Source organism: Rhizobium sp. CB3060 (genome assembly GCF_025200735.1).
GTDB lineage: Bacteria > Pseudomonadota > Alphaproteobacteria > Rhizobiales > Rhizobiaceae > Rhizobium.
In genome coordinates, this window is the sequence record NZ_CP104158.1 from 3,035,346 (window position 1) to 3,058,502 (window position 23,157).

General features: G+C 59.9%; 21 protein-coding genes and 1 tRNA gene. 10 read left to right on the forward strand and 12 right to left on the reverse strand.

Annotated features, from left to right (window positions below; all coding sequences use genetic code 11):
* Positions 1-78 precede the first annotated feature (78 nt).
* Positions 79-963, forward strand: a complete 885-nt coding sequence (locus tag N2601_RS14625) for a class I SAM-dependent methyltransferase (RefSeq protein WP_104824486.1) — start codon at positions 79-81, stop codon at positions 961-963.
* Between the two features lie 37 nt (positions 964-1,000).
* On the opposite strand, the gene N2601_RS14630 is transcribed toward N2601_RS14625, so the two are convergent.
* The 6 genes from N2601_RS14630 to N2601_RS14655 form a co-directional block, all read right to left on the reverse strand.
* The gene (locus tag N2601_RS14630) at positions 1,001-1,177 is read right to left on the reverse strand and encodes a Flp family type IVb pilin (RefSeq protein ID WP_104824487.1); all 177 of its coding nucleotides are present in this window, start codon (positions 1,175-1,177) and stop codon (positions 1,001-1,003) included.
* Positions 1,178-1,254: 77 nt separating this feature from the next.
* The gene (locus N2601_RS14635; protein WP_028754944.1) at positions 1,255-1,569 is read right to left on the reverse strand and encodes a hypothetical protein; all 315 of its coding nucleotides are present in this window, start codon (positions 1,567-1,569) and stop codon (positions 1,255-1,257) included.
* Between the two features lie 396 nt (positions 1,570-1,965).
* Positions 1,966-2,379: an 8-oxo-dGTP diphosphatase MutT gene (mutT, locus tag N2601_RS14640; protein ID WP_260303171.1), complete on the reverse strand. Its 414-nt coding sequence runs from the start codon at positions 2,377-2,379 to the stop codon at positions 1,966-1,968.
* The gene (locus N2601_RS14645) at positions 2,376-3,185 is read right to left on the reverse strand and encodes a GNAT family N-acetyltransferase (RefSeq protein WP_104824489.1); all 810 of its coding nucleotides are present in this window, start codon (positions 3,183-3,185) and stop codon (positions 2,376-2,378) included. Before N2601_RS14645 ends, mutT begins: the two co-directional genes overlap by 4 nt.
* A complete protein-coding gene (gene argJ, locus N2601_RS14650; RefSeq protein WP_104824490.1) occupies positions 3,166-4,407 on the reverse strand; it encodes a bifunctional glutamate N-acetyltransferase/amino-acid acetyltransferase ArgJ in 1,242 nt (413 codons plus the stop codon). The genes N2601_RS14645 and argJ overlap by 20 nt, the downstream gene beginning before the upstream one ends.
* A gap of 163 nt (positions 4,408-4,570) precedes the next feature.
* Complete coding sequence (locus N2601_RS14655; RefSeq protein ID WP_104824491.1) at positions 4,571-5,473, reverse strand: peptidylprolyl isomerase; 903 nt, start codon at positions 5,471-5,473, stop codon at positions 4,571-4,573.
* Positions 5,474-5,717: 244 nt separating this feature from the next.
* Here N2601_RS14655 and secA point away from each other — a divergent pair, with 244 nt between their 5' ends.
* Positions 5,718-8,438, forward strand: a complete 2,721-nt coding sequence (gene secA / locus N2601_RS14660; protein WP_104824492.1) for a preprotein translocase subunit SecA — start codon at positions 5,718-5,720, stop codon at positions 8,436-8,438.
* Between the two features lie 86 nt (positions 8,439-8,524).
* Here the strand turns inward: secA and N2601_RS14665 are convergent, their stop codons facing one another.
* On the reverse strand, positions 8,525-9,418 hold the full coding sequence (locus N2601_RS14665; RefSeq protein WP_104824493.1) for a LysR family transcriptional regulator: 894 nt from the start codon (positions 9,416-9,418) through the stop codon (positions 8,525-8,527).
* 124 nt (positions 9,419-9,542) lie between these two features.
* On the opposite strand from N2601_RS14665, the gene N2601_RS14670 reads away from it, so the two are divergent.
* The 3 genes from N2601_RS14670 (at position 9,543) to N2601_RS14680 (ending at position 12,626) form a co-directional block, all read left to right on the forward strand.
* Entirely contained in the window at positions 9,543-9,752 is a 210-nt protein-coding gene (locus N2601_RS14670) for a 4-oxalocrotonate tautomerase (protein WP_104824494.1), read from the forward strand.
* Between the two features lie 184 nt (positions 9,753-9,936).
* Positions 9,937-11,352 (forward strand): lipopolysaccharide biosynthesis protein, encoded by a 1,416-nt coding sequence (locus N2601_RS14675; RefSeq protein WP_260303172.1) that lies wholly within the window; start codon positions 9,937-9,939, stop codon positions 11,350-11,352.
* A gap of 2 nt (positions 11,353-11,354) precedes the next feature.
* Positions 11,355-12,626 (forward strand): GNAT family N-acetyltransferase, encoded by a 1,272-nt coding sequence (locus N2601_RS14680; protein ID WP_104824496.1) that lies wholly within the window; start codon positions 11,355-11,357, stop codon positions 12,624-12,626.
* A 29-nt stretch (positions 12,627-12,655) separates the two neighbouring features.
* Here N2601_RS14680 and N2601_RS14685 read toward each other — a convergent pair whose 3' ends face one another.
* Together N2601_RS14685 and lepB are read right to left on the reverse strand one after the other, a co-directional pair.
* On the reverse strand, positions 12,656-14,302 hold the full coding sequence (locus tag N2601_RS14685; RefSeq protein WP_104824497.1) for an AMP-binding protein: 1,647 nt from the start codon (positions 14,300-14,302) through the stop codon (positions 12,656-12,658).
* 105 nt (positions 14,303-14,407) lie between these two features.
* Complete coding sequence (lepB, locus tag N2601_RS14690; RefSeq protein WP_260303173.1) at positions 14,408-15,271, reverse strand: signal peptidase I; 864 nt, start codon at positions 15,269-15,271, stop codon at positions 14,408-14,410.
* 321 nt (positions 15,272-15,592) lie between these two features.
* Between lepB and N2601_RS14695 the strand changes: the two genes are divergently transcribed.
* Complete coding sequence (locus N2601_RS14695; RefSeq protein WP_104824499.1) at positions 15,593-16,573, forward strand: aldo/keto reductase; 981 nt, start codon at positions 15,593-15,595, stop codon at positions 16,571-16,573.
* Between the two features lie 77 nt (positions 16,574-16,650).
* On the opposite strand, the gene N2601_RS14700 is transcribed toward N2601_RS14695, so the two are convergent.
* Entirely contained in the window at positions 16,651-18,324 is a 1,674-nt protein-coding gene (locus N2601_RS14700) for an arylsulfatase (RefSeq protein WP_104824500.1), read from the reverse strand.
* Positions 18,325-18,658: 334 nt separating this feature from the next.
* Between N2601_RS14700 and N2601_RS14705 the strand changes: the two genes are divergently transcribed.
* On the forward strand, positions 18,659-19,453 hold the full coding sequence (locus tag N2601_RS14705; protein WP_104824501.1) for a class I SAM-dependent methyltransferase: 795 nt from the start codon (positions 18,659-18,661) through the stop codon (positions 19,451-19,453).
* Positions 19,454-19,467: 14 nt separating this feature from the next.
* On the opposite strand, the gene N2601_RS14710 is transcribed toward N2601_RS14705, so the two are convergent.
* On the reverse strand, positions 19,468-20,037 hold the full coding sequence (locus tag N2601_RS14710) for a TetR/AcrR family transcriptional regulator (protein WP_104824502.1): 570 nt from the start codon (positions 20,035-20,037) through the stop codon (positions 19,468-19,470).
* A gap of 235 nt (positions 20,038-20,272) precedes the next feature.
* Between N2601_RS14710 and N2601_RS14715 the strand changes: the two genes are divergently transcribed.
* Entirely contained in the window at positions 20,273-21,571 is a 1,299-nt protein-coding gene (locus tag N2601_RS14715) for an MFS transporter (protein ID WP_104824503.1), read from the forward strand.
* A 160-nt stretch (positions 21,572-21,731) separates the two neighbouring features.
* A tRNA-Leu gene (locus N2601_RS14720) sits at positions 21,732-21,816 on the forward strand.
* Between the two features lie 64 nt (positions 21,817-21,880).
* Here the strand turns inward: N2601_RS14720 and N2601_RS14725 are convergent.
* Positions 21,881-22,324, reverse strand: a complete 444-nt coding sequence (locus N2601_RS14725; RefSeq protein WP_245463902.1) for a YbjQ family protein — start codon at positions 22,322-22,324, stop codon at positions 21,881-21,883.
* A 229-nt stretch (positions 22,325-22,553) separates the two neighbouring features.
* Between N2601_RS14725 and N2601_RS14730 the strand changes: the two genes are divergently transcribed.
* Positions 22,554-23,147: a YqaA family protein gene (locus N2601_RS14730; protein WP_104824505.1), complete on the forward strand. Its 594-nt coding sequence runs from the start codon at positions 22,554-22,556 to the stop codon at positions 23,145-23,147.
* The last annotated feature ends 10 nt before the right edge of the window (positions 23,148-23,157 follow it).

The window sequence follows — 23,157 nt, forward strand, 5'->3', positions numbered from 1 at the left end:
TTCCTGACGCCTTTGCGAAGGAAAACACGCGTGGCCGCCAGGCTCCATCAAATGAAATAGTGATCGCAGGAAATCGCCATGGAAATCGTGTTCGACCAATCGTTGCTCGCCGCCCGCAGGCGTCGCGCGCTTGCCCAGGGGGACCAGAAGGCGGCTTTCCTGCTGGAGATCGCCGCCCGCGAACTGGCGGAACGGCTTGCCGTCATCGAACGGCATTTCAACGAGGCGGTCGAACTGCACGGCGCAACCGGGATTGCCGCGCGTGAAGCCTTGGCGACCGGCAAGATCGGCCATATCAGGCGCATCGAAAGCGAGACGGGCTTTGCTGCCCATGGCGAAGAGCTGATCCAAGCACCATTGGAGGAAGTGCCGCTGGAGGCGGACTCGGTAAACCTCGTGCTATCGCCGCTCAGCCTGCATATCACCAACGATACGCCGGGCGTCTTCATCCAAATCCGCCGCGCGCTGAAGGCCGACGGCCTGTTTCTGGCCGCGATCCCAGGCTTCGGCACATTGCGGGAACTGCGCGACGTGCTGCTCGCGACCGAGATCGAGCTGACCGGCGGCGCCAGCCCACGCGTCATTCCCTTTGCCGAGGTTCGCGATGTCGGTGGGCTGCTGCAGCGCGCAGGGTTTACCCTGCCTGTGATCGACGCCGAAACCTATACAGTGCGCTACGACAATCTCTTTGCGCTGATGCGCGATTTGCGTGCCATGGGCATGACCAATCCGCTGGCCGACCGCAGCCGCAAGCCGCTGACGCGCGCCTTCTTCCTGCGCGCCGCCGAACTTTATGCCGAACGCTATTCCGATCCCGACGGGAGAATACGGGCGACCTTCTCGATCATCTACGCATCCGGCTGGACGCCGCATGAAAGCCAGCAGAAACCGCTGCAGCCCGGCTCAGCCAAGGCACGGCTTGCCGACGCGCTAAGGGTCGAGGAGCACAAACTGAAACAGTGATCGGATGAGAGCCGGTTCGCTTACCCAGGCGACCCCGTCAATTAGCCGGCGAATTAGTGACCGTGTTGGAGATGTAATTGAACATCGTCGACAGGCTGCCGCCGAAAGCGCCGACGCCGCTGATGATCGCCACCGACATCAGCGCGACGATCAGGCCATATTCGATGACCGTGGCACCGGTCTTGTCACGAAAAAAACGCCGTACGGAACGCATACGCTTCAAACTCCCAACATCTGAAAACGAGCGTATCCGGCGCCTTCATGCACCCAATAGGCTTTACCAGTATAATGTCAGCAACCGCTGTCGGCGCCATAGCCTTGAACGATGCAGACTGAACCGGGCTCCTGCTGCAGCACGCTGCGACGGATCGTGTAACGCTTGCCATTTTCCGTCTGCGGGATGGAGCCGGTAGTAATATTGTCGAAATCGGGCGCACTGGCGAGCACGCTAGACTTGGATTTGTCGGAAAGCATCGGCGTCAGGATAAGCGAAAGCGCGACCGCCGCCGTTCCGAACAGCAAGGCGATATTCAACGCGCCCGTCTTGCGCGACGAGGAATAGGACTGTTCTTTTTCCTGAACAGCTTTCCAGAAATCGTCGTCCATAATGTCAAGCCTTCTTTAACGCACACACCAACCGCTTGATTGAGATCATTCAATGCCAGAAGGTCATAAACGATCCCTTAATATCCACATGTAAATTAGATATGCGTTGAGTCGCAGGGCAAGGCTTGACGGGAACCAACTAATTGATATCGCGAAATTAATTTCAATTAACCACGTTTGGTTGGTTGTGATTTTGCAAACAGCAACTGCGGTAACGATCCCGTTATGGGATGAGATCCGCCACGGCTTCCCCCATACCCGCCTTTAGCGTGCCCATGCGAGGGCTTTCGCTACCCTAGCTCACAAAGCTCTTCACACGCGATTTGCAGTCGCCGGAATACACTGAGACAGGTTTATAGGCAGAGGCGCCAGAGCGCGCCATCGCTCAGGAAGGCTTTAGAGAAGATCCTGCAGGAACGGGATCAATGGCTCGTCGGCCGGCGGCATCGGGTAGTCGCGCAGCGCCTGTGGCCGCACCCATTTGATCGCCTGGCCCTCGCGGCCATTCGCAATGCCCTCATAGCGCCGGCAGATATAAAGAGGCATCAGCAGATGGAAGGTTTCGTAGGTATGGCTGGCAAAGGTCAGCGGCGCCAGGCAGGCGATCTTCGTCTGGATGCCGAGCTCTTCCTCGAGTTCACGCACGAGCGTCTCTTCGGGCGTCTCGCCTGCCTCGACCTTGCCGCCGGGGAACTCCCAAAGGCCTGCGAGCGATTTTCCCTCCGGCCGCTGCGCCAGAAGAATGCGGCCGTCGGTGTCGATCAGCGCGCAGGCAGCGACGAGAATGATCTTGCGGCCCGCCTCGCTCATGCTTCCCCCGGAGAGCGCCAGTAGCAGTAGCGATAGGCCTCGCGGAAACCAAATCGGGCATAAAGCGCCAGCGCCGGTTCGTTGGAGGCGCCGACCTGAAGCCAGGCAGTCCGGGCGCTGCGCATGCGCGCCCAACGAAGCGCCGACGTCAGGATCTCGATCGCCAATCCCTTGCGCCGGTGCTCGGCCGCCACCGACACCGACATGATGCCGGCGAGGTCGTTATCCTGCACGCAAAGCGTCGTCGCCACCGGTCCGGCCTCGTCATTCTCGATGACGAAAAGGCCCGACGGCGGCTTGATCCCGCTGACCACCTCGGCCAAGGCAGGCTTGAGAGCGAGATCGGCTTTATCCACCAAAAGGCTCGCGTCGACATAGCGGCCGACATCATGGCTCGGCAGATGATCCAGCGTATCCGGCAGTTCGAGATCGATGAGATCGGCGGTCATGACAATGGTTTCTTCGAACCGCGTCCAGCCCTGGCGCAGCAACAGCTCGATCAGCATCGGCGAGGCGAGCGGCGTCTCGCGCACCACCATCGGCCGGCCATAGGCTTCGAACTTGCGCTGCGCCTTCGTCAGCCGGATGTCCAGATCGCGGCAGTCGGAGGGATCGAGCGGCACGACGCAGTTCAGCCGCTTCGACGGATGGCCCGCCGTCAACCGCACCTGCCAACTGCCATCATACTGCACGGACGAGGCAGGCCATGCCCGGAAGCCAACGGCTTCGAGCCTGCGCACCAAAGGCAGCTTGTTCATCGTGGACTGCGCATGCATGGGAAGGATATCAGCTCCGGTAGTCGCCATTGATGGCAACATATTCCTTGGTGAGGTCGCAGGTCCAGACCGTCGCCCGGCCATTGCCAAGCCCAAGGTCGACTTTCACAGGAATATCCTGCTGCTTCATCACGTTGGAGGCTGCTTCCTCGGAATAGGAGGCATCGCGTTCGCCATTGACGGCAACACGGACATCGCCAAACCAGATGGCGAGCCTGTCGCGGTCGGCCAATTCGCCGGCCTTGCCGACGGCCATGACGACACGGCCCCAATTGGCGTCCTCGCCGGCAGCCGCGGTCTTGACCAGCGGCGAATTGGCAATCGAGAGCGCAATGCGCTTGGCGGCGGCGTCATTCTCGGCGCCGGTCACGGTGATCTCGAGCATCTTGGTGGCGCCTTCACCGTCGCGAACGACCTGGATGGCGAGATCCTTCAAAAGCTCGTTCAGTGCCGTGCGGAAAGCGGCAAGCTTGGGATCGTCGGCGCGCTCGATCCGTGCTTGGCCGTCAGCGGCGGCAGCACCGGTGGCGAACAGCATCAGCGTGTCCGATGTCGAGGTGTCGCTGTCCACCGTCATCGAATTGAAGCTCGGATCAACACCTTCGGAAAGCAGCGTCTGCAGCGCGGCGGAGGAAATATCGGCGTCGGTGACGACGAAGGAGAGCATCGTCGCCATGTCGGGCGCGATCATGCCGGCACCCTTGGCGATACCGTTGATGGTGACCTTGACGCCGCCGATCTCGGCACTGCGGGTTGCGACCTTCGGATAGGTATCCGTCGTCATGATCGCTTTTGCGGCCTCGAACCAGAAATCGCTGGTCGCATCCTTCGCCATGGTGTCGAGCACGCCGGCAAATTTGGTCGCGTCCAACGGCTCGCCGATCACGCCCGTCGAGGCAAGGTAAACTTCGTTTTCGCCGCAACCGACGGCAGCGGCCGCCGACTTGGCGGTGAGTTCGGTCGCCTGACGACCCTTGAGGCCGGTGAAAGCATTGGCATTGCCGGAATTGACGACGACGGCGCGGGCGCTGCCGTGCGGCAGGTTCGAGCGGCAGAAATCGACGGGGGCCGAAGGGCACTTAGAGCGGGTGAAGACACCCGCGACGGCAGCCGGCTTGTCGAAAACCATGAGAAGGACGTCTGTCCGGTTCTTGTATTTGATACCGGCGGATGCCGTGGTCATGCGCACGCCACGCAAGGCCGGCATGGACACGAAGGATTTGGGAGCGAGCGGAGAGACGGAACCGGACATGAGACCACCTGAACGAGCATGATGCCGAAAAGTAGGCGGTTTTCGGATGACATCATGTTTGATTCTGGAGCGGATTCAGATTTTGGGTCGATACGACCTAAAATCATCCGGCTCCAGTGAAAGGCCCGGAAAAACCGGGCCTTGATGATTTGACTGCTGCGACTTACTGCTGCGGCTGAGCGTCAGGGGCGACTGCGTCGTCTGCCGGCGCCTGGTCCTGCTGCTTCTGCGCATCATCATAGGCCTTGCTCAGCGCCGGGTCATTGATGACGACCTTCGATTCCTGCTTGGCCTTGTTCAGGAGCTCAAGATACTTGTCGCGCATGACGAGCTGACGAACCTGATCCTTCACTTGGTCGAACGGCGGCGGCGGAGCGACGCGCTTGTCTTCGACCTTGATGACGTGCCAGCCGAAATCGGACTTCACCGGGGTCTTGGTGTAGGTGCCGACCGGCAGCGCGAAGGCTGCGTCTTCGAATTCCTTGACCATGCGGCCACGGGCGAAATAGCCGAGATCGCCGCCGTCGGCCTTGTTCGGGTCGGTCGACTTTTCCTTGGCAAGTTCGGCAAAATCCTTGCCGGCGTCGAGTTCCTTGATGATTGCCTTGGCTTCATCTTCGGTCTTCACCAGGATGTGGCGTGCGTGGACCTCTTCCTGCTTCGGCAGGGCGGCGACTTCCTTGTCGTAGCGAGCCTTGACCTCATCGTCCTTGATCGCGTCGGCGACATGGGCCTTAAAATAGGCGTTGTGCAGCTCGCGATCGCGCAGATAGGCCATGTGCGACTGGAAGTCCGGCGTCTGGTCGAGTTTTTCGGCAGCCGCGTCCTTGGCGAGCAGCTTGACATCGATCGAAGCCGAAAGTGCCGCGACCTTCTTCTGCTCGTCGGGAAGCTGGCCAAGCTGCGGGTCGAGATTGGCGATCGCCAGATCAAGCTCGGATTGATGGATTTCAACATCGCCGACCTTGGCGACAACTGGGTCCTTGGCATCCGCCGCAAAGACCGGCGCCTGGAAGGTAACGATTGTTGCAAAGGCAACCGCAGCAAGTTTGTTGTAACTCAGCATAAAATAACCTTTCGGTGGTCTTGACCGGCTCACAGTAATGAATCCGGTAGGAAAAGCCTTCAGCAGGAGAATGTGGCCTTTCTGTATCGGCCAATTCCCGTTGACATCAATCGACCCCCCTCTTATCTGTCACGCAACCTCGCGTCCAGAACAGTTTCCGGGCGTTTTGTGCTATACTCCCGATTTTTTCAGGGACGGATGAAGCAGAAAACGACAGGATGAAATCTCAGAAAGGACCAGTCATATGGTCAGCATAGGTGGAATTGCCCGCAAGTTGTTTGGCTCGTCCAACGACCGCCGCGTTAAGTCATTCCAGCCGAATGTCGTTGCGATCAACGCGCTCGAAGAAAAGATGCGCGCCTTGTCTGACGAAGCTTTGGCCGCCAAGACGGTAGAGTTCCGCCAGCAGCTTGCCGACGGCAAGACGCTGGACGACCTTCTCGTACCCGCATTTGCCGTCGTGCGCGAGGCTTCGCGGCGCGTTCTCGGTATGCGACCTTTTGACGTACAGCTCATCGGCGGCATGATCCTGCATTCGAATGCGATCGCCGAGATGAAGACGGGCGAAGGCAAGACGCTGGTCGCGACCCTGCCTGTCTACTTGAATGCGCTTGCCGGCAAGGGCGTTCATGTCGTCACCGTCAACGACTACCTGGCACAGCGCGACAGCGGCAATATGGGCCGCATCTATGGCTTTCTCGGCCTGACCACTGGCGTCATCATTCACGGCCTGTCGGATGAGGAGCGCCGTGACGCTTATGCCTGCGACATTACCTACGGCACCAACAACGAACTCGGCTTCGACTATCTGCGCGACAATATGAAATACGATCGTGGCCAGATGGTGCAGCGCGGTCATAATTTCGCGATCGTCGACGAAGTGGACTCGATCCTCGTCGATGAGGCGCGCACGCCGCTCATCATTTCCGGCCCGCTCGACGACCGCTCCGATCTCTATACGACGATCGACGCCTTCATTCCGCGCCTGTCGAAGGACGATTACGAGATCGACGAAAAGCAGCGCTCGGCCAACTTCTCCGAAGACGGCACCGAAAAGCTGGAAAACATGCTGCGTGACGCCGGCTTGCTGAAGGCTGAATCGCTCTACGACGTCGAAAACGTCGCGATCGTCCACCACGTCAACAACGCGCTCAAGGCCCACAAGCTCTTCCAGCGCGACAAGGACTATATCGTCCGCAACGGCGAAGTCGTCATCATCGACGAATTCACCGGCCGCATGATGCCGGGCCGCCGCTATTCGGACGGCCAGCACCAGGCATTGGAAGCCAAGGAACGGGTACAGATCCAGCCGGAAAACCAGACCTTGGCGCAGATCACCTTCCAGAATTATTTCCGCATGTACGGCAAGCTCGCCGGCATGACCGGCACGGCATCGACGGAAGCGGAAGAATTCGGCAACATCTATGGCCTCGACGTAGTCGAAGTGCCGACCAACCTGCCGATCCAGCGTCTCGACGAGGACGACGAGGTCTATCGTACGCACGACGAGAAGTATAAGGCGATCATCACCGAGATTTTGGACGCCCACAAGCGCGGCCAGCCGGTGCTCGTCGGTACCACCTCGATCGAAAAGTCCGAGCTTCTTGCCGACCGCATGCGCAAGCAGGGCTTCAGCAACTTCCAGGTTCTGAACGCCCGCTACCATGAGCAGGAAGCTTATATCGTCGCGCAGGCCGGCGTTCCCGGCGCCGTGACGATCGCTACCAACATGGCTGGCCGCGGTACCGACATTCAGCTCGGCGGCAACCTCGAAATGCGCGTCGAACGCGATTTGGACGAGATGGAGCCCGGTCCGGAGCGCGATGCGGCTGTCGCCAAGATCGCCGAAGAGATCAAGGAGCTCAAGCAGCAGGCTTTGACCGCCGGCGGTCTCTACGTCATCGCCACCGAACGCCATGAAAGCCGCCGCATCGACAATCAGTTGCGCGGTCGTTCCGGCCGTCAGGGCGACCCCGGCCGTTCGAAATTCTACCTGTCGCTTCAGGACGACCTGATGCGTATCTTCGGCTCCGACCGCATGGACGGCATGCTGCAGAAGCTCGGCCTCAAGGAAGGCGAAGCGATCGTCCATCCCTGGATCAACAAGGCCCTCGAACGCGCCCAGAAGAAGGTCGAAGCCCGCAACTTCGATATCCGCAAGAACGTTCTGAAGTACGACGACGTGCTGAACGATCAGCGCAAGGTCATCTTCGAACAGCGTGTCGAGCTCATGGATGCAACGGATCTTTCCGAAACCGTCGGCGATATGCGCCACGAGGTCATCGAAGATCTGGTTTCCAAGCACATCCCCGAGCGCGCCTATGCCGAGCAGTGGGATGCCGACGGCCTGAAGGCCGGCGTCGCCAACTTCTTCGACATGGACATGCCGGTGCATGACTGGGTCAAGGAAGAAGGTATCGGCGAAGACGATATCCGCGCCCGTCTGACGGAAGCCGCCGACAAGGCCGCTGCGGAAAAGGCCGAGCGCTTCGGTCCGGAAATCATGACCTATGTCGAGCGCTCCATTGTGCTGCAGACGCTGGACAATCTCTGGCGCGAGCACATCGTCAACCTCGACCATCTGCGCTCCGTCATTGGCTTCCGCGGTTATGCCCAGCGCGATCCGCTGCAGGAATACAAGGCCGAGGCCTTCGAACTCTTCCAGTCGCTTCTGAACAACCTGCGCCAGGCCGTCACCGGTCAGTTGTCGCGCGTCGAACTGGTGCAGCAGCCGGCCGAGCCGCAGACGCTGCCTATGCAGGCGCGCCATATCGATGCCACGACCGGCGAAGACGAATTCGCGCCGCTCAGCCTCGTCAACGAAAACGTCGTCGCCCCGGAAAACCGCGATCCGCAAAATCCGGCAACCTGGGGCCGCGTCGGCCGCAACGAAACCTGCCCCTGCGGTTCCGGCAAGAAATACAAGCATTGCCACGGGGCGTTCGAGAGCAGCGAAGTGGTTTGAGATTTCGCAATCTCTCGGCAATGATCAAAATGCCGCCTTCGGGCGGCATTTTTTATGCGCGATTTTTGCCTGATGCGCAGAGATCGCTATTTTGCAGATGCGCCAAAGCGTTTCAGCAGGAAATCGATCATGCTGCGCAGTTTCGCGGTGGGCCGACGGTCCAGCGCATAGAGCATGTACATCGGCGAAGCGATGGGCGTCCATTCGGGCAGAACCTGCACAAGGCGACCTCTAGCAAGATCATCGGCGAGCATGACTTCCGGCTGCAGGACGATACCCGCGCCATTCAAGGCCGCGACTCGCAGCGCATCGCCATTGTCGGCGGATAATCGTCCTCTCACATCCGGCCGCCATTCGCCATCCGGACCGAACAAATACCATTGGTCGCGCCGGCGCCAATAGGAGAGGCCGAGGCAGTCATGCGAGGATAGATCCCTGGGGTGCATCGGCCTCCCCCGCCGCTCCAGATAGGCGGCAGATGCAGCCATTATTCTTCGATAGGGCTGCAGAGGGCGCGCCACCAGATCAGCCTCGGCGACCTCGCCGATCCGAATTCCGAGTTCGCACCCTTCTCGCGACAGGTCCGGCACCCCATTGTCCAGCACGACGTCCACGCTCACTGCCGGATACATGGCGAGATAATCGGAAAGTGCCGGCATCAGGCGATGACTTCCGAATGTGACGGGAGAGACGATGCGCAGGAGGCCACGAGGCTCGGCCTGCAGCTCGCTCGCGCTTGCGTCAGCCAGTTGCACATCGGCCAACACCTGCTTGCAGCGTTCGTAATAGAGACGGCCGATTTCGGTTAGCTGCTGGCGGCGGGTGGTTCGATGCAGTAGGCGGGCTCCCAGGCGCTCCTCTATGGCCCGCACCTGCTTGCCCGCCATGGTGGGGGTCACTCCGGCAGCGTCGGCGGCGGCGCTAAAGCTGCCGTGTTCGACCACCCGCACAAACATCGTCATGGCGGATAATTTGTCCATATTATAAACCTGCCGGTTCTAAATGAATGAACGTAGAGCATGTTTATCCGGGCGAAGCTAGCGGCCATAGTTCCTTTGCCTCAGCCATCTCAATTCGAGAGGGCAGCGAAACAGGAGCTTTCCAATGCCAACAATTCACCTCGAAATGCATCCAGGTCGAACCCTCGAACAAAAGCGCGATTTCGTCCGCAAGGTCACTCAGGTTACCGCTGAGACGCTTGCCTGCCCGACGGATAGCGTGGACGTGTTGATCAGCGAGATTTCTCGCGAACACTGGGCCAAGGGCGGCCAACTCGTATCGGATAAGGGCGCGCCTCAGACAGTCGCACGATGACGCGGCTCCAAGGCTTCGCATTCCTTCCTATCGATCCACAAGATGCCGCCTTCGGGCGGCATTTTTGTTGATCAGCCGTCCCTGCCACTGGCCATTTTTCGTTTACGCGGGGAACCGATTTTTAACCCCCCTCTGCGAAAACTATCGCTAGGTTAGTTGATGTTTTAAGTATTGCGTATCGATCATGGCGGTGTTTCAAACAGCAGAAAAAATGCTGCCGTCCGGGCTGCGGACCGTGCTGTCGCCATATCTGCGCAAACTCGCCTCCCTCTTCACCGGTAAGGACGAAAAGGCCGTCTCGCAGCGCATGGCGCTGGTCGCTTTCGCCATCCGCATCGCCGGCGCCGGCCTTGCCTTCGTTTCACAGATTGCTCTGGCCCGGATGATGGGCCGCTTCGAATATGGCGTCTTCGTCTTCGTCTGGGTGCTGATGATCCTGTTTGGCAATCTCGCCTGCCTCGGTTTCCCGACCGCCATCATCCGCTTCCTGCCGCAATATGATGCGAGCGGCGATCACGATGCCATTCGCGGTGTGACCGCCACGGCGCGCCGTTTCGTCTTGGGGGTTGCCGGCGGCTTGGCGCTGATCGGCATGGCGGCGCTCTATGCCTTCAGCGGCTTGGTCGAAAACTATTACGTCATGCCGATCTTTCTCGGACTGATCGCCGTGCCGATGATCGCGCTTGGCGATGTGCTGGACGGAACGGCGCGCGCCAACCACTGGCCGGTCATGGCGCTGAGCCCGACCTTCCTCATCCGCCCGACGCTGATCCTGCTGTTCATGTTGGCCCCCATCCTTTCCGGCGCGGCCCATAGTGCAGTGACGGCGATGGCGGCTGCCCTTGCCGCCGCTTTCGTCACCGTCTGCTGCCAATATCTCGCCGTCACCTTCCGGCTGCGCCGCCACTATCCCGACGGTCCGAAAAAGGTCGAATTCCACACCTGGCTTGCCGTCGCTTTTCCGGTCTTTCTGGTTGAGGGTGTCGGCTATCTCCTGACCAATTCCGATGTCGTCGTAGTCGGCATTTTCCTCGACCCCGCCGAGGTCGCCGTCTATTTCGCCGCTGCCAAGATCATGGCGCTGGTGCATTTCGTCTATTTCGCCGTCAAAGCCGCCATCGGCCCGCGTTTTGCCGCCATCATTGCCGAAAACGACCCGGCAAAACTCGCAGCCTTCGCCACGGAGGCCGCGCGCTGGACCTTCTTCCCGGCCCTTGCCGTCGGTCTTGGCGTATTCGCGGCCGGGCAATTTTTGCTCTCGCTCTTTGGCGCGTCCTTTACCGAAGGCCAGGTGGTCATCGCTATCCTGCTTGCCGGCGTTCTCGCCAAGGCGCTCGTCGGCCCGGCCGAGGTGCTGCTGCTGATGGCGGATCGGCAAATGCTCTGCGTCTATCTCTATGCCGCTGCGCTGATCGCCAATATCGGCCTCAACGTCGCGCTCATTCCGTATTTCGGCATCGAAGGCGCGGCCATTGCTGCGGCAAGCGCCATGACGATCGAGGCCGCGTTGCTGCATATCGCCGTCCGCCGCGCGTTCGGCATCGTGCTCTTCGCCCTTGTCCGTCGGCCGACGACGACAGCAACGAGGGGGGCACTCTGACCATGGCGCGCCCTCCTTTTACCGAAAGCACCGACAGCCAAGTGAACGCTCTGACGCACACGCTCGCAGCGCTGCATTTCGATCCACCCAAGGCCGAGGCGCGCGTCGAGGTCGGCCGGCCTGGCCGCGATCTCAGCCTTTATCCAGGCAAGCTCGGCTACGAGCTGCAGGACGAACTGGACTTTCTCTCCAATCGCGCTATGGAGCCGAATGTCTTCTTCTCCGGTCGCTTCCTGGCGCCTGCCATGCCGCGCCTGGAGGACCGGCAGATCCGCCTCGCCCTGATGCGTGACGACAACGGCTCCCGCAGCCGCATGCGCCTCTTGATGCCCTTTACCGTCGACAAGCCGGGTTTTGCGATCGGTCCTTCGATCATCCGCGTCTGGTCGAATTCCTTCGGTCCGCTCGGCACGCCGCTGGTGGACGCCGAAGAGGCCGGCGAGACGCTCGACAATCTCTTCGAGGCGCTGACCCGGCGCGAACTGCACCTGCCGACCACGCTGGTGCTGCCGGATATCCGATTGAACGGCCGTTTCGCCCAGATGGCAAAGGCAGTCGCCATCGGCCGCAACCTGCCCCTCACCGTCGCCAATCCCTATCAGCGGCCAATGCTTGACAGCAGCGAGGATGCGCTCGCCTATCTGAAGCGAACGATCTCGAACTCGCATCTGCGCGAAATGCGCCGCCAATGGCGCCTTTTGGAAAATCAGGGCGATGTCGTCTATAGCGTTGCCCGCCAGCCTCGCGACATTCATGTGCGCATGGAAGAATTTCTGGCCTTGGAAGCGAGCGGCTGGAAGGGCAAGAAGCGCAGCGCCTTGGTCACGGACCGTCACCATGCTGCCTTCGCCCGCGAAGCCATCTCCAATCTCGCTGCCGTTGACGCCGTGCGCATACACACCATCGACCTCAACGGCCGGGCAATCGCCTCGATGATCGTGCTGATAATGGGCGGCGAGGCCTATACCTGGAAGACCGCCTATAACGAGGATTACGCCCGCTATTCGCCTGGCAAATTGCTGATGGGCGAGCTGACCGAATGGCATCTCGACGACGCCAATATTGTCCGCTCCGATTCCTGCGCCGTGCCGGATCATCCGATCATGAGCCGCTTCTGGCAGGAGCGCGAAGACATGGGCACGCTGATCATCGGCCTGACGCAGAACGGCGACCGCGACGTCCGGCAGGTGGCAGCGCAACTGCATATGTACCGCAGCACCCGCAACATGGCGAAACTGCTGCGCGAGAAGATATTGTCGCTGACGAAGCGCTAGAGCCCTTATAGTCTCCGTAGCGCGGCGCTCTATTCTTTCGAGTCCAGAGTCTCGGCCACCGCGCGGTCGCGCAGCAATCTGCGGATGACCTTGCCCGATGTCGTCAGCGGCAGGGCGTCGACAAACTCGATCTCGCGTGGATATTCATGCATGGAAAGCCGCGTTTTCACCCAATCGCGGATTTCAGCCGCCAGCGCCTCGCTCGGCTCGAAGCCGGGCACAAGAACCACATAGGCCTTGACGATCTCCGTGCGCACCGCATCCGGCTTGCCGACGGCGGCGGCGAGTTGCACGGCCAGATGACCGCCGAGACAGTCCTCGATTTCGCTCGGGCCGATGCGATAGCCCGAGGAGGTGATGACATCGTCATCGCGGCCGATAAAGGAAATATAGCCATCCGCATTCTGCCGGCCGAGATCGCCGGTCAGCAGCCAGTCGCCGGCGAATTTCGCCTCCGTCGCCTTTTCGTCCTGCCAATAGCCGAGAAACATCACCGGATCGGGCCGTCGAATGGCGATCTGCCCGCTCTCGCCGACCGGCATCTCCCTGCCATCCGCATCGACGATCGCTACGCGATGGCCGGGCACCGGCTTACCGGTCGACCCGCCACGGCTCACGCCGAAGGCAGCGCTGGAGGACAGAACGAAATTGCACTCGGTCTGGCCGAAGAATTCGTTGACGGTGACCCCGAGGGCGGACCGCGCCCATTCATAGGTCTCCCGCCCGAGCGCCTCGCCGGCCGAGCCGATGGTGCGCAGCTTGAGATCATAAAGCGCCCGGGGATTGCTGACCGATTTCAGCAGCCGCAGTGCCGTCGGCGGAATGAAGGCATTGCGCACGCCCATCTCGGCCATGATGCGGAAAGCCATATGCGCGTCGAACTTCTGCGCAGGCGAGGAGACGACGGGCACGCCGAGCATCAGGCTCGGCAGCAGCGCGTTCAGCAGCCCGCCCGCCCAGGCCCAATCCGACGGCGTCCAGAGCTTGTCGCCCGCCTGTGGAAAACCTTCATGGGCGAACTGCATGCCGGGAATATGCCCCGGCAAAACGCGATGGCCGTGCAGCGCCCCCTTCGGCGGCCCGGTGGTACCCGAGGTGAAAATCATCAGCGCCGGATCGTCCGGCCCGGTATCGGCCACTTCGAAAAGCGGCGGATGGGCGGCGACCAGCTCGGCAAAACCGGCGACACCCTCCTCGCCGCCATCGATGCTGATCACATGCGCGAGATCCGGCAGGCGATCCCGGATCGGCCGCAGCCGTGAAAGACCGAACTGATTGGTAACGATCGCCGAGGTGCCCGAAATCGCCAGCCGGTATTCCAATGCCTCAGCGCCGAACAGCAGCGCCAGCGGCAGGGCAATCGCTCCCATCTTGTAGATAGCGACATGCGCGATGACGGTCTCGAAACTCTGCGGCAAAAGCAGCGCCACCCGATCGCCCGGCCGCACGCCGAGCGCCGTCAACGCATTGGCAAAAGCGGCGGAACGATCCCGCAGCGCACCATAGGTCATCGCCAGATGATTTCCGTCCGGGCTGAAATGCTCAAGGCAGACCCGGTCCGGCTCCCGCTCGGCCCAATCGTCGCAGACCGCGCGTCCGATGTTGAATTTCGCCGGAATCTCCCAGAGAAAATCGCGATAAAGGACTTCATAAGTGTCGCGCGGGGGCAGTTTCATACTAAAAATCCAGGAAAAATGCTGCGGTGCAGCTAACACCTGTCGCCCCCGGGATTCAAGGAAACATTTAAGTTGCGGCTACTCGCCCTCTCTGGCCGCAAGTATCTAGTGCACGAAGGACCATCCTCCTTCGGGGCGAAACACTAGCCAGAACTTACCGTATATATTCGCCTCCGGCACAAAGCCGACATCGAAACGGCTATCATTGGAATTGTCGCGATTGTCACCCAAGACGAAGTAGTAACCCTCGGGCACCGAGTACTCGCGCGTGTTGTCGCCTCGCGAGTTTGGCAATTCGTCCAAGGTCTGGTAGCGAACCCCATTGTCCAATACTTCGCCGAAAACGGGGAATTCGCCAGGGTCTAAACTATAGTGTGACACGATAGTACCTTCGGCATCGCGCGGTACGGACTGTCCATTGATGAAAACAATGCCGTTTTTCATCTGGACGCGGTCACCGGGTAACCCGATGACACGCTTCGCGTAGTCCACATTTGGCGTTGTGGGAGGCACCAGCATGACAACATCTCCGCGCTGCGGCTTGGACCCGAACAATTTCGGCGGCACCCAATTGGGCCGAAACGAGAAGGAGTAGCGACCGTAGCCATAATTAAACTTCGTCACGAAAGCATAGCTGCCGGGCATCAGCGTAGGCATCATCGAGCCGGAGGGGATCGAAAACGGTTGGATAATGAATGTGCGAATGGTGAACGCAACGACGAGGGGTAAAAGCCAGAAAAGCAAGGCTATATTATACCAACGCGAGAACCAGCGATGCTGCCAGGCAACAGCTCCTCGTCGCATCAGCCAATAGCCATGAATGCAGCCGATCAAATTAAAGGGAACCGCTACCAAACCGGCAACCGTAACCAATGCAAGCTGAGGCATGGCAAGCACCGCCAGAGCACCAACAAGATTGGTCAAAAGCAGATAGGATATCGCTATACGCCCCCTGCCGAGATAGGCCATGACAACGGCAGGTCCCAGAAGTAGACCAATGATAATGACGGCAAGCGGACGGCGGTCTCGGAAGAAGCGGAAAAGCGCATGGGAAGCCTCGAACTGATCGGACCGCCATCGTTACACAACCAGTAAATGCATTTGAATTGACAGGATATGACAATCCCCAGCCTGGGCTAGGATCGAGTCTTCCCGTGACTTCTAAATCAATCGCAAATTATTGAATTAATCGGCGACCACTCGCTCTGCTAGTCTGCGTTTTGATGCTCATCCGCTTGCACTCCCATGAGCGGAACCTATCGAATATCCAAAACAGGATGGAGACTATCGATGGATTTCATAAAGCTTGGCAAAACCGGCCTTGAAGTGTCCCGCATCTGTCTGGGCTGCATGACCTATGGCGATCCCGGCAAGGGCACGCATGCCTGGTCGCTGAAGGAAGAGGACAGCCGCCCGCTGCTCAAGCAGGCGATCGAGGCCGGCATCAACTTCCTCGACACGGCGAACACCTATTCCAACGGCTCGTCGGAGGAGATCGTCGGCCGCGCCATCAAGGATTTTGCGCGCCGCGAGGATATCGTTCTGGCAACGAAGGTATTCAACCGCATGCGTCCCGGCCCGAATGGCGCCGGCCTGTCGCGCAAGGCGATTTTCGATGAGATCGACAACAGCCTGCGCCGCCTCGGTACTGACTATGTCGATCTCTACCAGATCCACCGCTGGGACTATACGACGCCGATCGAGGAAACACTGGAAGCGCTGCACGATATCGTCAAGGCCGGCAAGGCCCGCTATATCGGCGCCTCCTCCATGTATTCCTGGCAATTCGCCAAGGCGCTCTACACTTCGCGCCTCAACGGCTGGACCGAATTCGTCAGCATGCAGAACCACGTGAACCTGCTCTATCGCGAGGAAGAGCGCGAAATGCTGCCCTTCTGCGAAGATCAGAAGATCGCGGTCATTCCCTGGAGCCCGCTTGCCCGCGGCCGTCTCACCCGCGACTGGGACGAGGCGACAGCGCGCACGCAAAGCGACGAATTCGGCAAGACGCTCTACACACAGGCGATCGAGGCCGATCGTAAGGTCGTCGAAGCCGTCGGTGCCGTCGCCAAGGCCCGGGGCATCGCCCGCGCCCAGGTCGCCACCGCCTGGATCCTGCAGAAGAGCGCCGTCACCGCCCCGATCATCGGCGCCTCCAAGCCAGGCCATATCGCCGACGCCGTCGCTGCACTGTCGGTCAAGCTGACGCCGGAGGAGATCGAAGCACTGGAATCGCCCTATATCCCGCATGCGGTTGCGGGATTTAAATAAGCATCCCGAATGGGTCAGGCGCGCGTTCCATGACTGCACGCCTGACCCAATGGCGGGACTGGGAATGACAGCCAGCTTTATTGCGGCATCAAGCTTTCCAGTTCACTGAGCCGTTTCATAGCCGCCTGCTGGCGCAACATTGCATAGTTGATCTCTCCCGCATTGAGCGAACTGCCGGATTGAGAGGGGAACTGATCGAAATCGGCGAAGAACTCCTTGATCTTCCCCTGGATCGGCACGAGCAGCCAGATGTTTCGCGCCAGAAATTCGATCGCCCCGCCTCCTTCCTCTAGCCCTCGTTCGTAGGGATCCATCCGCAGATTGGCGATCAGGGCCCAGGCCGGCGTCTCGCGCACGCCGGTTGCAATATTCCCGTGCGCCACCGCAAAACTCAGCTTCCAATCATTCCACCTGATGGCGTTGAGATTTCCGCCCTGGTCGAAATAGTAGACCGTATCCCTCGGCGTTTTTTCCGACTCGCCTTTCAGGAGGGACGTCAGATCGTAGCCGTCGAGATGAACCTTGAAGTTCTTCGCCCCAGCGGAGAATCCGGTCTTCATCTTTTCCTTGATATCGGGAACGCCCGCTGCCGCGGTCAAAGTCGGCATCCAGTCCATCAGCGTGACGATGTCGTTGATCTGCGTCCCAGGCTTCACGACGCCTGGCCAGCGCACCATCATCGGAATGCGGAAACCGCCTTCCCATGTCGTGCCCTTCTCGCCGTGGAACGAGGTCATGGCACCATCCGGCCATAGAGCGATCTCTGCGCCGTTATCGGTCGTGTAGAGCACGATGGTATTGTCGGCGATGCCGAGATCGTCGAGCTGCTTGAGCAGTTCGCCGACCATGCCGTCATGCTCGACCATGCCATCCGCATGGATACCTTTGCCGGTCTTACCCAGCGATTCCTTCTTGAGGTGGGTGAAAACATGCATCCGGGTCGAGTTGAACCAGACGAAGAAGGGTGTATTGGCCTTATGCTGGCGATCGATGAAATCCTTTGCTGCGGAAAGGAACTCTGCGTCGATTGTTTCCATGCGTTTTATCGTGAGCGGACCTGTGTCTTCGATCTTGCCGTCGGCCTTTGAGTGAATGACACCGCGCGGGCCGAATCTCTTCCGAAACTCCGGATCCTTCGGATAGAAGTAACCCTCGGGTTCTTCCTCGGCATTGAGGTGATAAAGGTTTCCGAAAAACTCGTCGAAACCGTGATTGGTCGGCAAATGTTCGTCATGGTCGCCGAGATGGTTCTTGCCAAACTGACCCGTCGCGTAGCCCTGGGTTTTCAAGACATCGGCAATGGTCGGCATCCAATCCTGAATGCCATGCGGATCGCCGGGCATGCCGATTGTCAGCAGGCCGGTGCGGAAAGGTTCCTGGCCAAGAATGAACGATGCCCGTCCGGCGGTGCAACTCTGTTGACCGTAGGAATCCGTAAAAATCGCCCCTTCGGCAGCGATCCGATCGATATTCGGCGTGCGGTAGCCCATAAGCCCCATGGTATAGGCACTGATCTGCGGAACACCGATATCATCGCCAAAGATCACCAGGATGTTCGGCTTCGTGTCGGATGATGCTGCCGTCTGGTTGTTTGAGGGCGTCGTCGTCTGGGCGTTGGCCGTTGTGGAACCGACCATGTTCGCCACCGTGGCTGCACCGGCGGCAAGCGCTGTCGATCCGATCAGCAGATTGCGTCGCGTGATGCTGTTGAGGTCGATGGATGATGATTTCTCGCGGTCGTCGTAAGCCATGTTATGTGTCTCCCGTCGAACGTTGAACCAATATCGCGCGGTGCTGAGATGCACCGCGGAAGCTCGATCGAGGCACAAAGATCGCGAATGTGTAAGTACGTTACTGTAAAACTCGCGGTAAAATCGTAGGCGGCAATTTGCGAGCGCCGCTCTGGCCGCCAAGGGTAGTTTGGGCGGCAGTCGGCACCCTTGTTCCGCCCTTCGCTGTGGCGTTGCGTCGCAGACAATGCCGAAGCTTTCGAGCCTGCGGGAAATCGCGCAAAAGTTACTTCACTAGTCGGTCGCAGTTGAGGCTTAACAGGTCAAGGTTCCTTAGCCCCGAGGATGACAATCCATGATCACAGTCCCTTTCAACGCGCGGCGCTTCCAGTCCACCGCGGCCTATTACCTGCGCTATCGCATCCCCTATCCGGATACGCTTATCGCCCGCGTCGCCGAGCGCAGCGGCCTGAAGGCTGGCGATCATGTGCTGGACCTCGGCTGCGGCCCCGGCCAGCTCGGCATCGCCTTTGCGCGGCTAGAGGGCGCGACCGTGACTGCCATGGACCCGGAACCGGAAATGCTCGCCGCCGCCGAAGAGGGCGCCAGCAGCGCCGGCGTCGAGATCACCGTGCGTCAGGGTTCGTCCTATGATCTCGGGCCGGATATCGGCAAGCTGCATCTCTGCGTCATGGGCCGCTCCTTCCATTGGATGGATCGCCCAGCGACACTCGCTGCCCTCGACAGGCTGATCGAGCCCGGTGGCGCGGTCGTGCTGTTCCACGATCGACAGGTGCTGGCGACCCCGGATTGGCGCAGCATTGTCGACAAGCTGACGGAAACTTTTGCGCCGGAGCGCCATCAAGAGCGTCTATTGCGCAAGGGCAAGGCCTGGGCGCCGCATGAGGCCATGCTGCTTGCCTCGCCCTTTCGCAACCTCGAGCGCATCGGCATCGTCAACCAATATCAGAGGGATATCGACGATATTGTCGGCCGCGTCTTCTCGATGTCGTCCACCTCGCCGCAGGCGCTTGGCGACAAGCTTGCCGATTTCGAGGCGGCGTTGCGCGCCGAGCTGCTGGAAGTGGCTCCCGACGGCAAGATCACGGAGATCGTCGAATCCCAGGGCCTGCTCGCCTTCCGTGGCTGATCGAAGCAGCCGCCTCAGCGCGAAGCGAGCTCCTGCCGGGTTGCGGCCAGAAGCTCCTCGGAAAGCGCAGGCGTATCCATGGCGCGGGCGAGGATGACCGCGCCGACCATGGTGGAGAGATCGGCAAGCGCCTTGCGCCGCCGCTCCTCCTGCGTTCCTCCGGGCGTGATCTCTTCGAGGATTGCCGCCATTCCCATCAGGCCGTTGGTGAAGGTGGACTGCATTTCGGGACCATAGCGGCTGACCTCCTGCGTCAGGGCCGCGAAGACGCAGCCGGTGCCATGCTCAACGACATTGCGATGCGAGAGATAATGCGCGAGCAATGCGTCGCGCGGCGCCTCCGACGCCCCCTCGACCACCCCTTGCCAACGCTCCTGCGCACGCGCCACCAGCGCCTTGCTGGCTTCGCAAGCCAGCTCGTCCTTCGATTCGAAATGGCCGTAAAAGCCGCCATGCGTCAGCCCGGCCGCCTTCATGATGTCGGCGACGCCGATGCCGTCAAAACCCTTCTCGCGGAAAAGCTCCCCTGCGACGGCAAGGATCTTCTCGCGATTCTCCGCGAATTTCTCCCGGCTCACTCTCATCAAAAAACTCCATCAGAGCATCAATAATTCTGTATTGACAATTTATATGACGACCATCATCAATACGCAACAAATATGATCGCAATCATCTAAATGCCTTTACACAAACGTTCAAGCCGGGAGAACGGCAGGGCGCTAAACGTGGCTACGGCACCCTTGGCCGTCCGCGATCGAGCGCCTTTGCAGCCCTCCCGATCCTGATGGCAAGACACGCAACTTTATCGGAACGCTCCTCATGGTCTCCACAGTCCTTGCTTCGACGCTTGCCCGGCGCAACATTCACTATGGATGGGTCGTCGTCGGCGCCACCTTCCTCACCATGCTCGTCACCGCCGGCGCCATGGGCGCGCCCGGCGTGCTCATCAAGCCGCTGGAAGACGAGTTCGGCTGGAGCACCTCGTCCATCTCCTCCGCGCTTGCCGTTCGCCTCGTGCTCTTCGGCCTCATGGGTCCCTTCGCCGCCGCCTTCATGAATCATTTCGGTGTCCGCAAGGTCATCGTCTTCGCGCTGATCACCATCTGCGTCGGCTTCATCGGCTCGCTGTTTATGACGCAGGTCTGGCAGTTGCTGCTCTGCTGGGGCATCATCATCGGCTTCGGCACCGGGCTGACCGCCATGGTGCTCGCCGCCACGGTGTCGACGCGCTGGTTCACCAAGCATCGCGGCCTCGTCGTCGGCATGCTCTCGGCAAGCTCGGCCACCGGCCAGCTCGTTTTCCTGCCGCTGATGGCGGAGCTGACGGAACGCTATGGCTGGCGCACCACCGTGCTCTTCGTCTGCGGCATGATCGTCGTCGCAGCCCTGGTCGTGCTGCTGCTGATGCGAGACCGGCCGGCCGACGTCAATCTGCCGCTCGTCGGTGAAATCCACGTCTCGCCGACGCCGCCCGCCACCAAGAACCTCAAGGCAGCCCTGGCCTCGCCCCTCCTCATCCTGAAGGAAGTGTCCACCAGCTCCACCTTCTGGATCCTCGCCGCCACCTTCTTCATCTGCGGCCTTTCGACCAACGGCCTGATCCAGACGCATTTCGTGACGCTCTGCGGCGATTTCGGCATCGTGCCGGTGGCCGCCGCCAGCGTGCTCGCCGTCATGGGCATCTTCGATTTCTTCGGCACGATCGGCTCCGGCTGGCTCTCCGACCGTTTCGACAATCGCTGGCTGCTCTTCTGGTACTACGGGCTGCGCGGCCTGTCGCTCGTCTATCTGCCCTTCAGCAATTTCACCTTCTACGGCCTGTCGATCTTCGCCGTCTTCTACGGCCTCGATTGGATCGCCACCGTGCCGCCGACCGTCAAGATCGCCGCCGACCGCTTCGGCCGCGAAAAAGCCGGCCTCGTCTTCGGCTGGGTCTTCGCCGCCCACCAGCTCGGCGCCGCCACAGCGGCCTATGGCGCCGGCCTGTCGCGCACCGAACTCAGCACCTACCTGCCCGCCTTCTTCATCGCCGGCGCCTTCTGCGTGCTCGCCGCAATCCTGGCGCTGACGATCAGCCGCTCCACCTCGACGGACAAGGCCCCGGCAATGGCGCACTGAGGCCAGCCCCTTGAAAGACAAACGGCCCATGGCGTCCGCTGCCGCCATGGGCCGCCATGGGTCGAATGACAAGTCCCGGAAAACAAGACGCATTCCTTCGCAACCCGTCTTGCGCGTCCGGCCAATCACATGTTAGACACCCGCCTCGTCAGGATCCGTTGCCCCATTGGCGGAATTGGTAGACGCGCTCGACTCAAAATCGAGTTTCGAAAGAAGTGCTGGTTCGACTCCGGCATGGGGCACCACTCTCGAAACCTAAAGATTTTGATAATGTGACTCTAAGCCCGGGCTACTAACGAAAGCGACAAATTAGCTTTTGAGTTTTACTGCCGTTCCGCTAGCTGTCACAAATAAAATGCCCCCACCGCTTCCTGTGGATGCCTCGTTGTAATCCAGATCCACAGCAATGACCGCATCGGCTCCGAGTTCAAGCGCTTCCTGTCTTAGTTCGGCCAAACAAGAGTTCCGGGCTTGCTTAAGTGTATTCTGTACGTTGCCGCTTCGCCCACCCACAATATCTCTAATACTATTGCCAATATCTTTGAGAAAATTTTGACCTATAGCGGCCTCAGAGGCAACTATTCCAAGAATATTCTCGATATCTCTATTCGGCACGTCTACAGATGTCGTCAATATTATACCTTGAAGCCTCTGCTCCCTCTCCTGCTTCCTGACAATACCTTCACAGTCTCCACAGTATCCATCACGCGAAGCGATGAAAACGTCTTGCCCGCATCTATTACACTTTGGCACGTTCGCCCTCCTAAGCCGCCAACCACCATACGTTGTGGAGACTGACATATAGGGAGAAAACTAAACCATCTTTAAGATGGAGTGCCCTCATCTCAGCAATAAATTCGGCACCCTTCGAAATCCAACCATCACGAAAATTTTTGATTTTGTTCCACTTCCGTCATCCCCCGACCATTTACAGCCATAATCCTCCCCCCTAAAGGTGTGCAACGCAGCAAAAGGGGGCAGAATGCTTCGTAGACTTTACGACTGGACCATGTCGCTCGCCCGTCGCAAATCGGCGGAAGTTTGGTTGGCCATTATCGCCTTCGTTGAAAGCTCGATCTTCCTCGTGCCCGCCGACGTCCTGTTCCTGCCGATGTCGCTTGCCAAGCCCGAACGCGCCTGGCGCTATGCGCTGACGGCGACGGTTGCCTCCGTGCTCGGCGGCATTGCGGGCTGGGCGTTCGGTTATTACGCCTTCGAGACCATCGCCAAGCCGATCCTGATCTTCTACGGCAAGCTCGACGCCTTCAACCAGATGAGCGCCGGCGTCACCTACGGATGGGTCGTTCTGCTGCTCGTCACCTCGGGGCTGGCGCATCTGCCGCCGATCAAGGTGGTGACCATCCTTTCCGGCGTCGCCCATATCGATCTCGGCCTGTTCATCATCTCGGCCATCGTCGCCCGTGGCGCCCGCTTCTTCTTCCTGGCCTTTCTGCTCCGCCGCTATGGCGAATCGATCCGGCATTTCATCGAGAAGCGTCTCGGCCAGATCACCATGGCGGCGGCCGCCGTCCTCATTCTTCTCTACATTCTCTTCCATTATGTCCTGGCGCACTGAGCACGGAGCC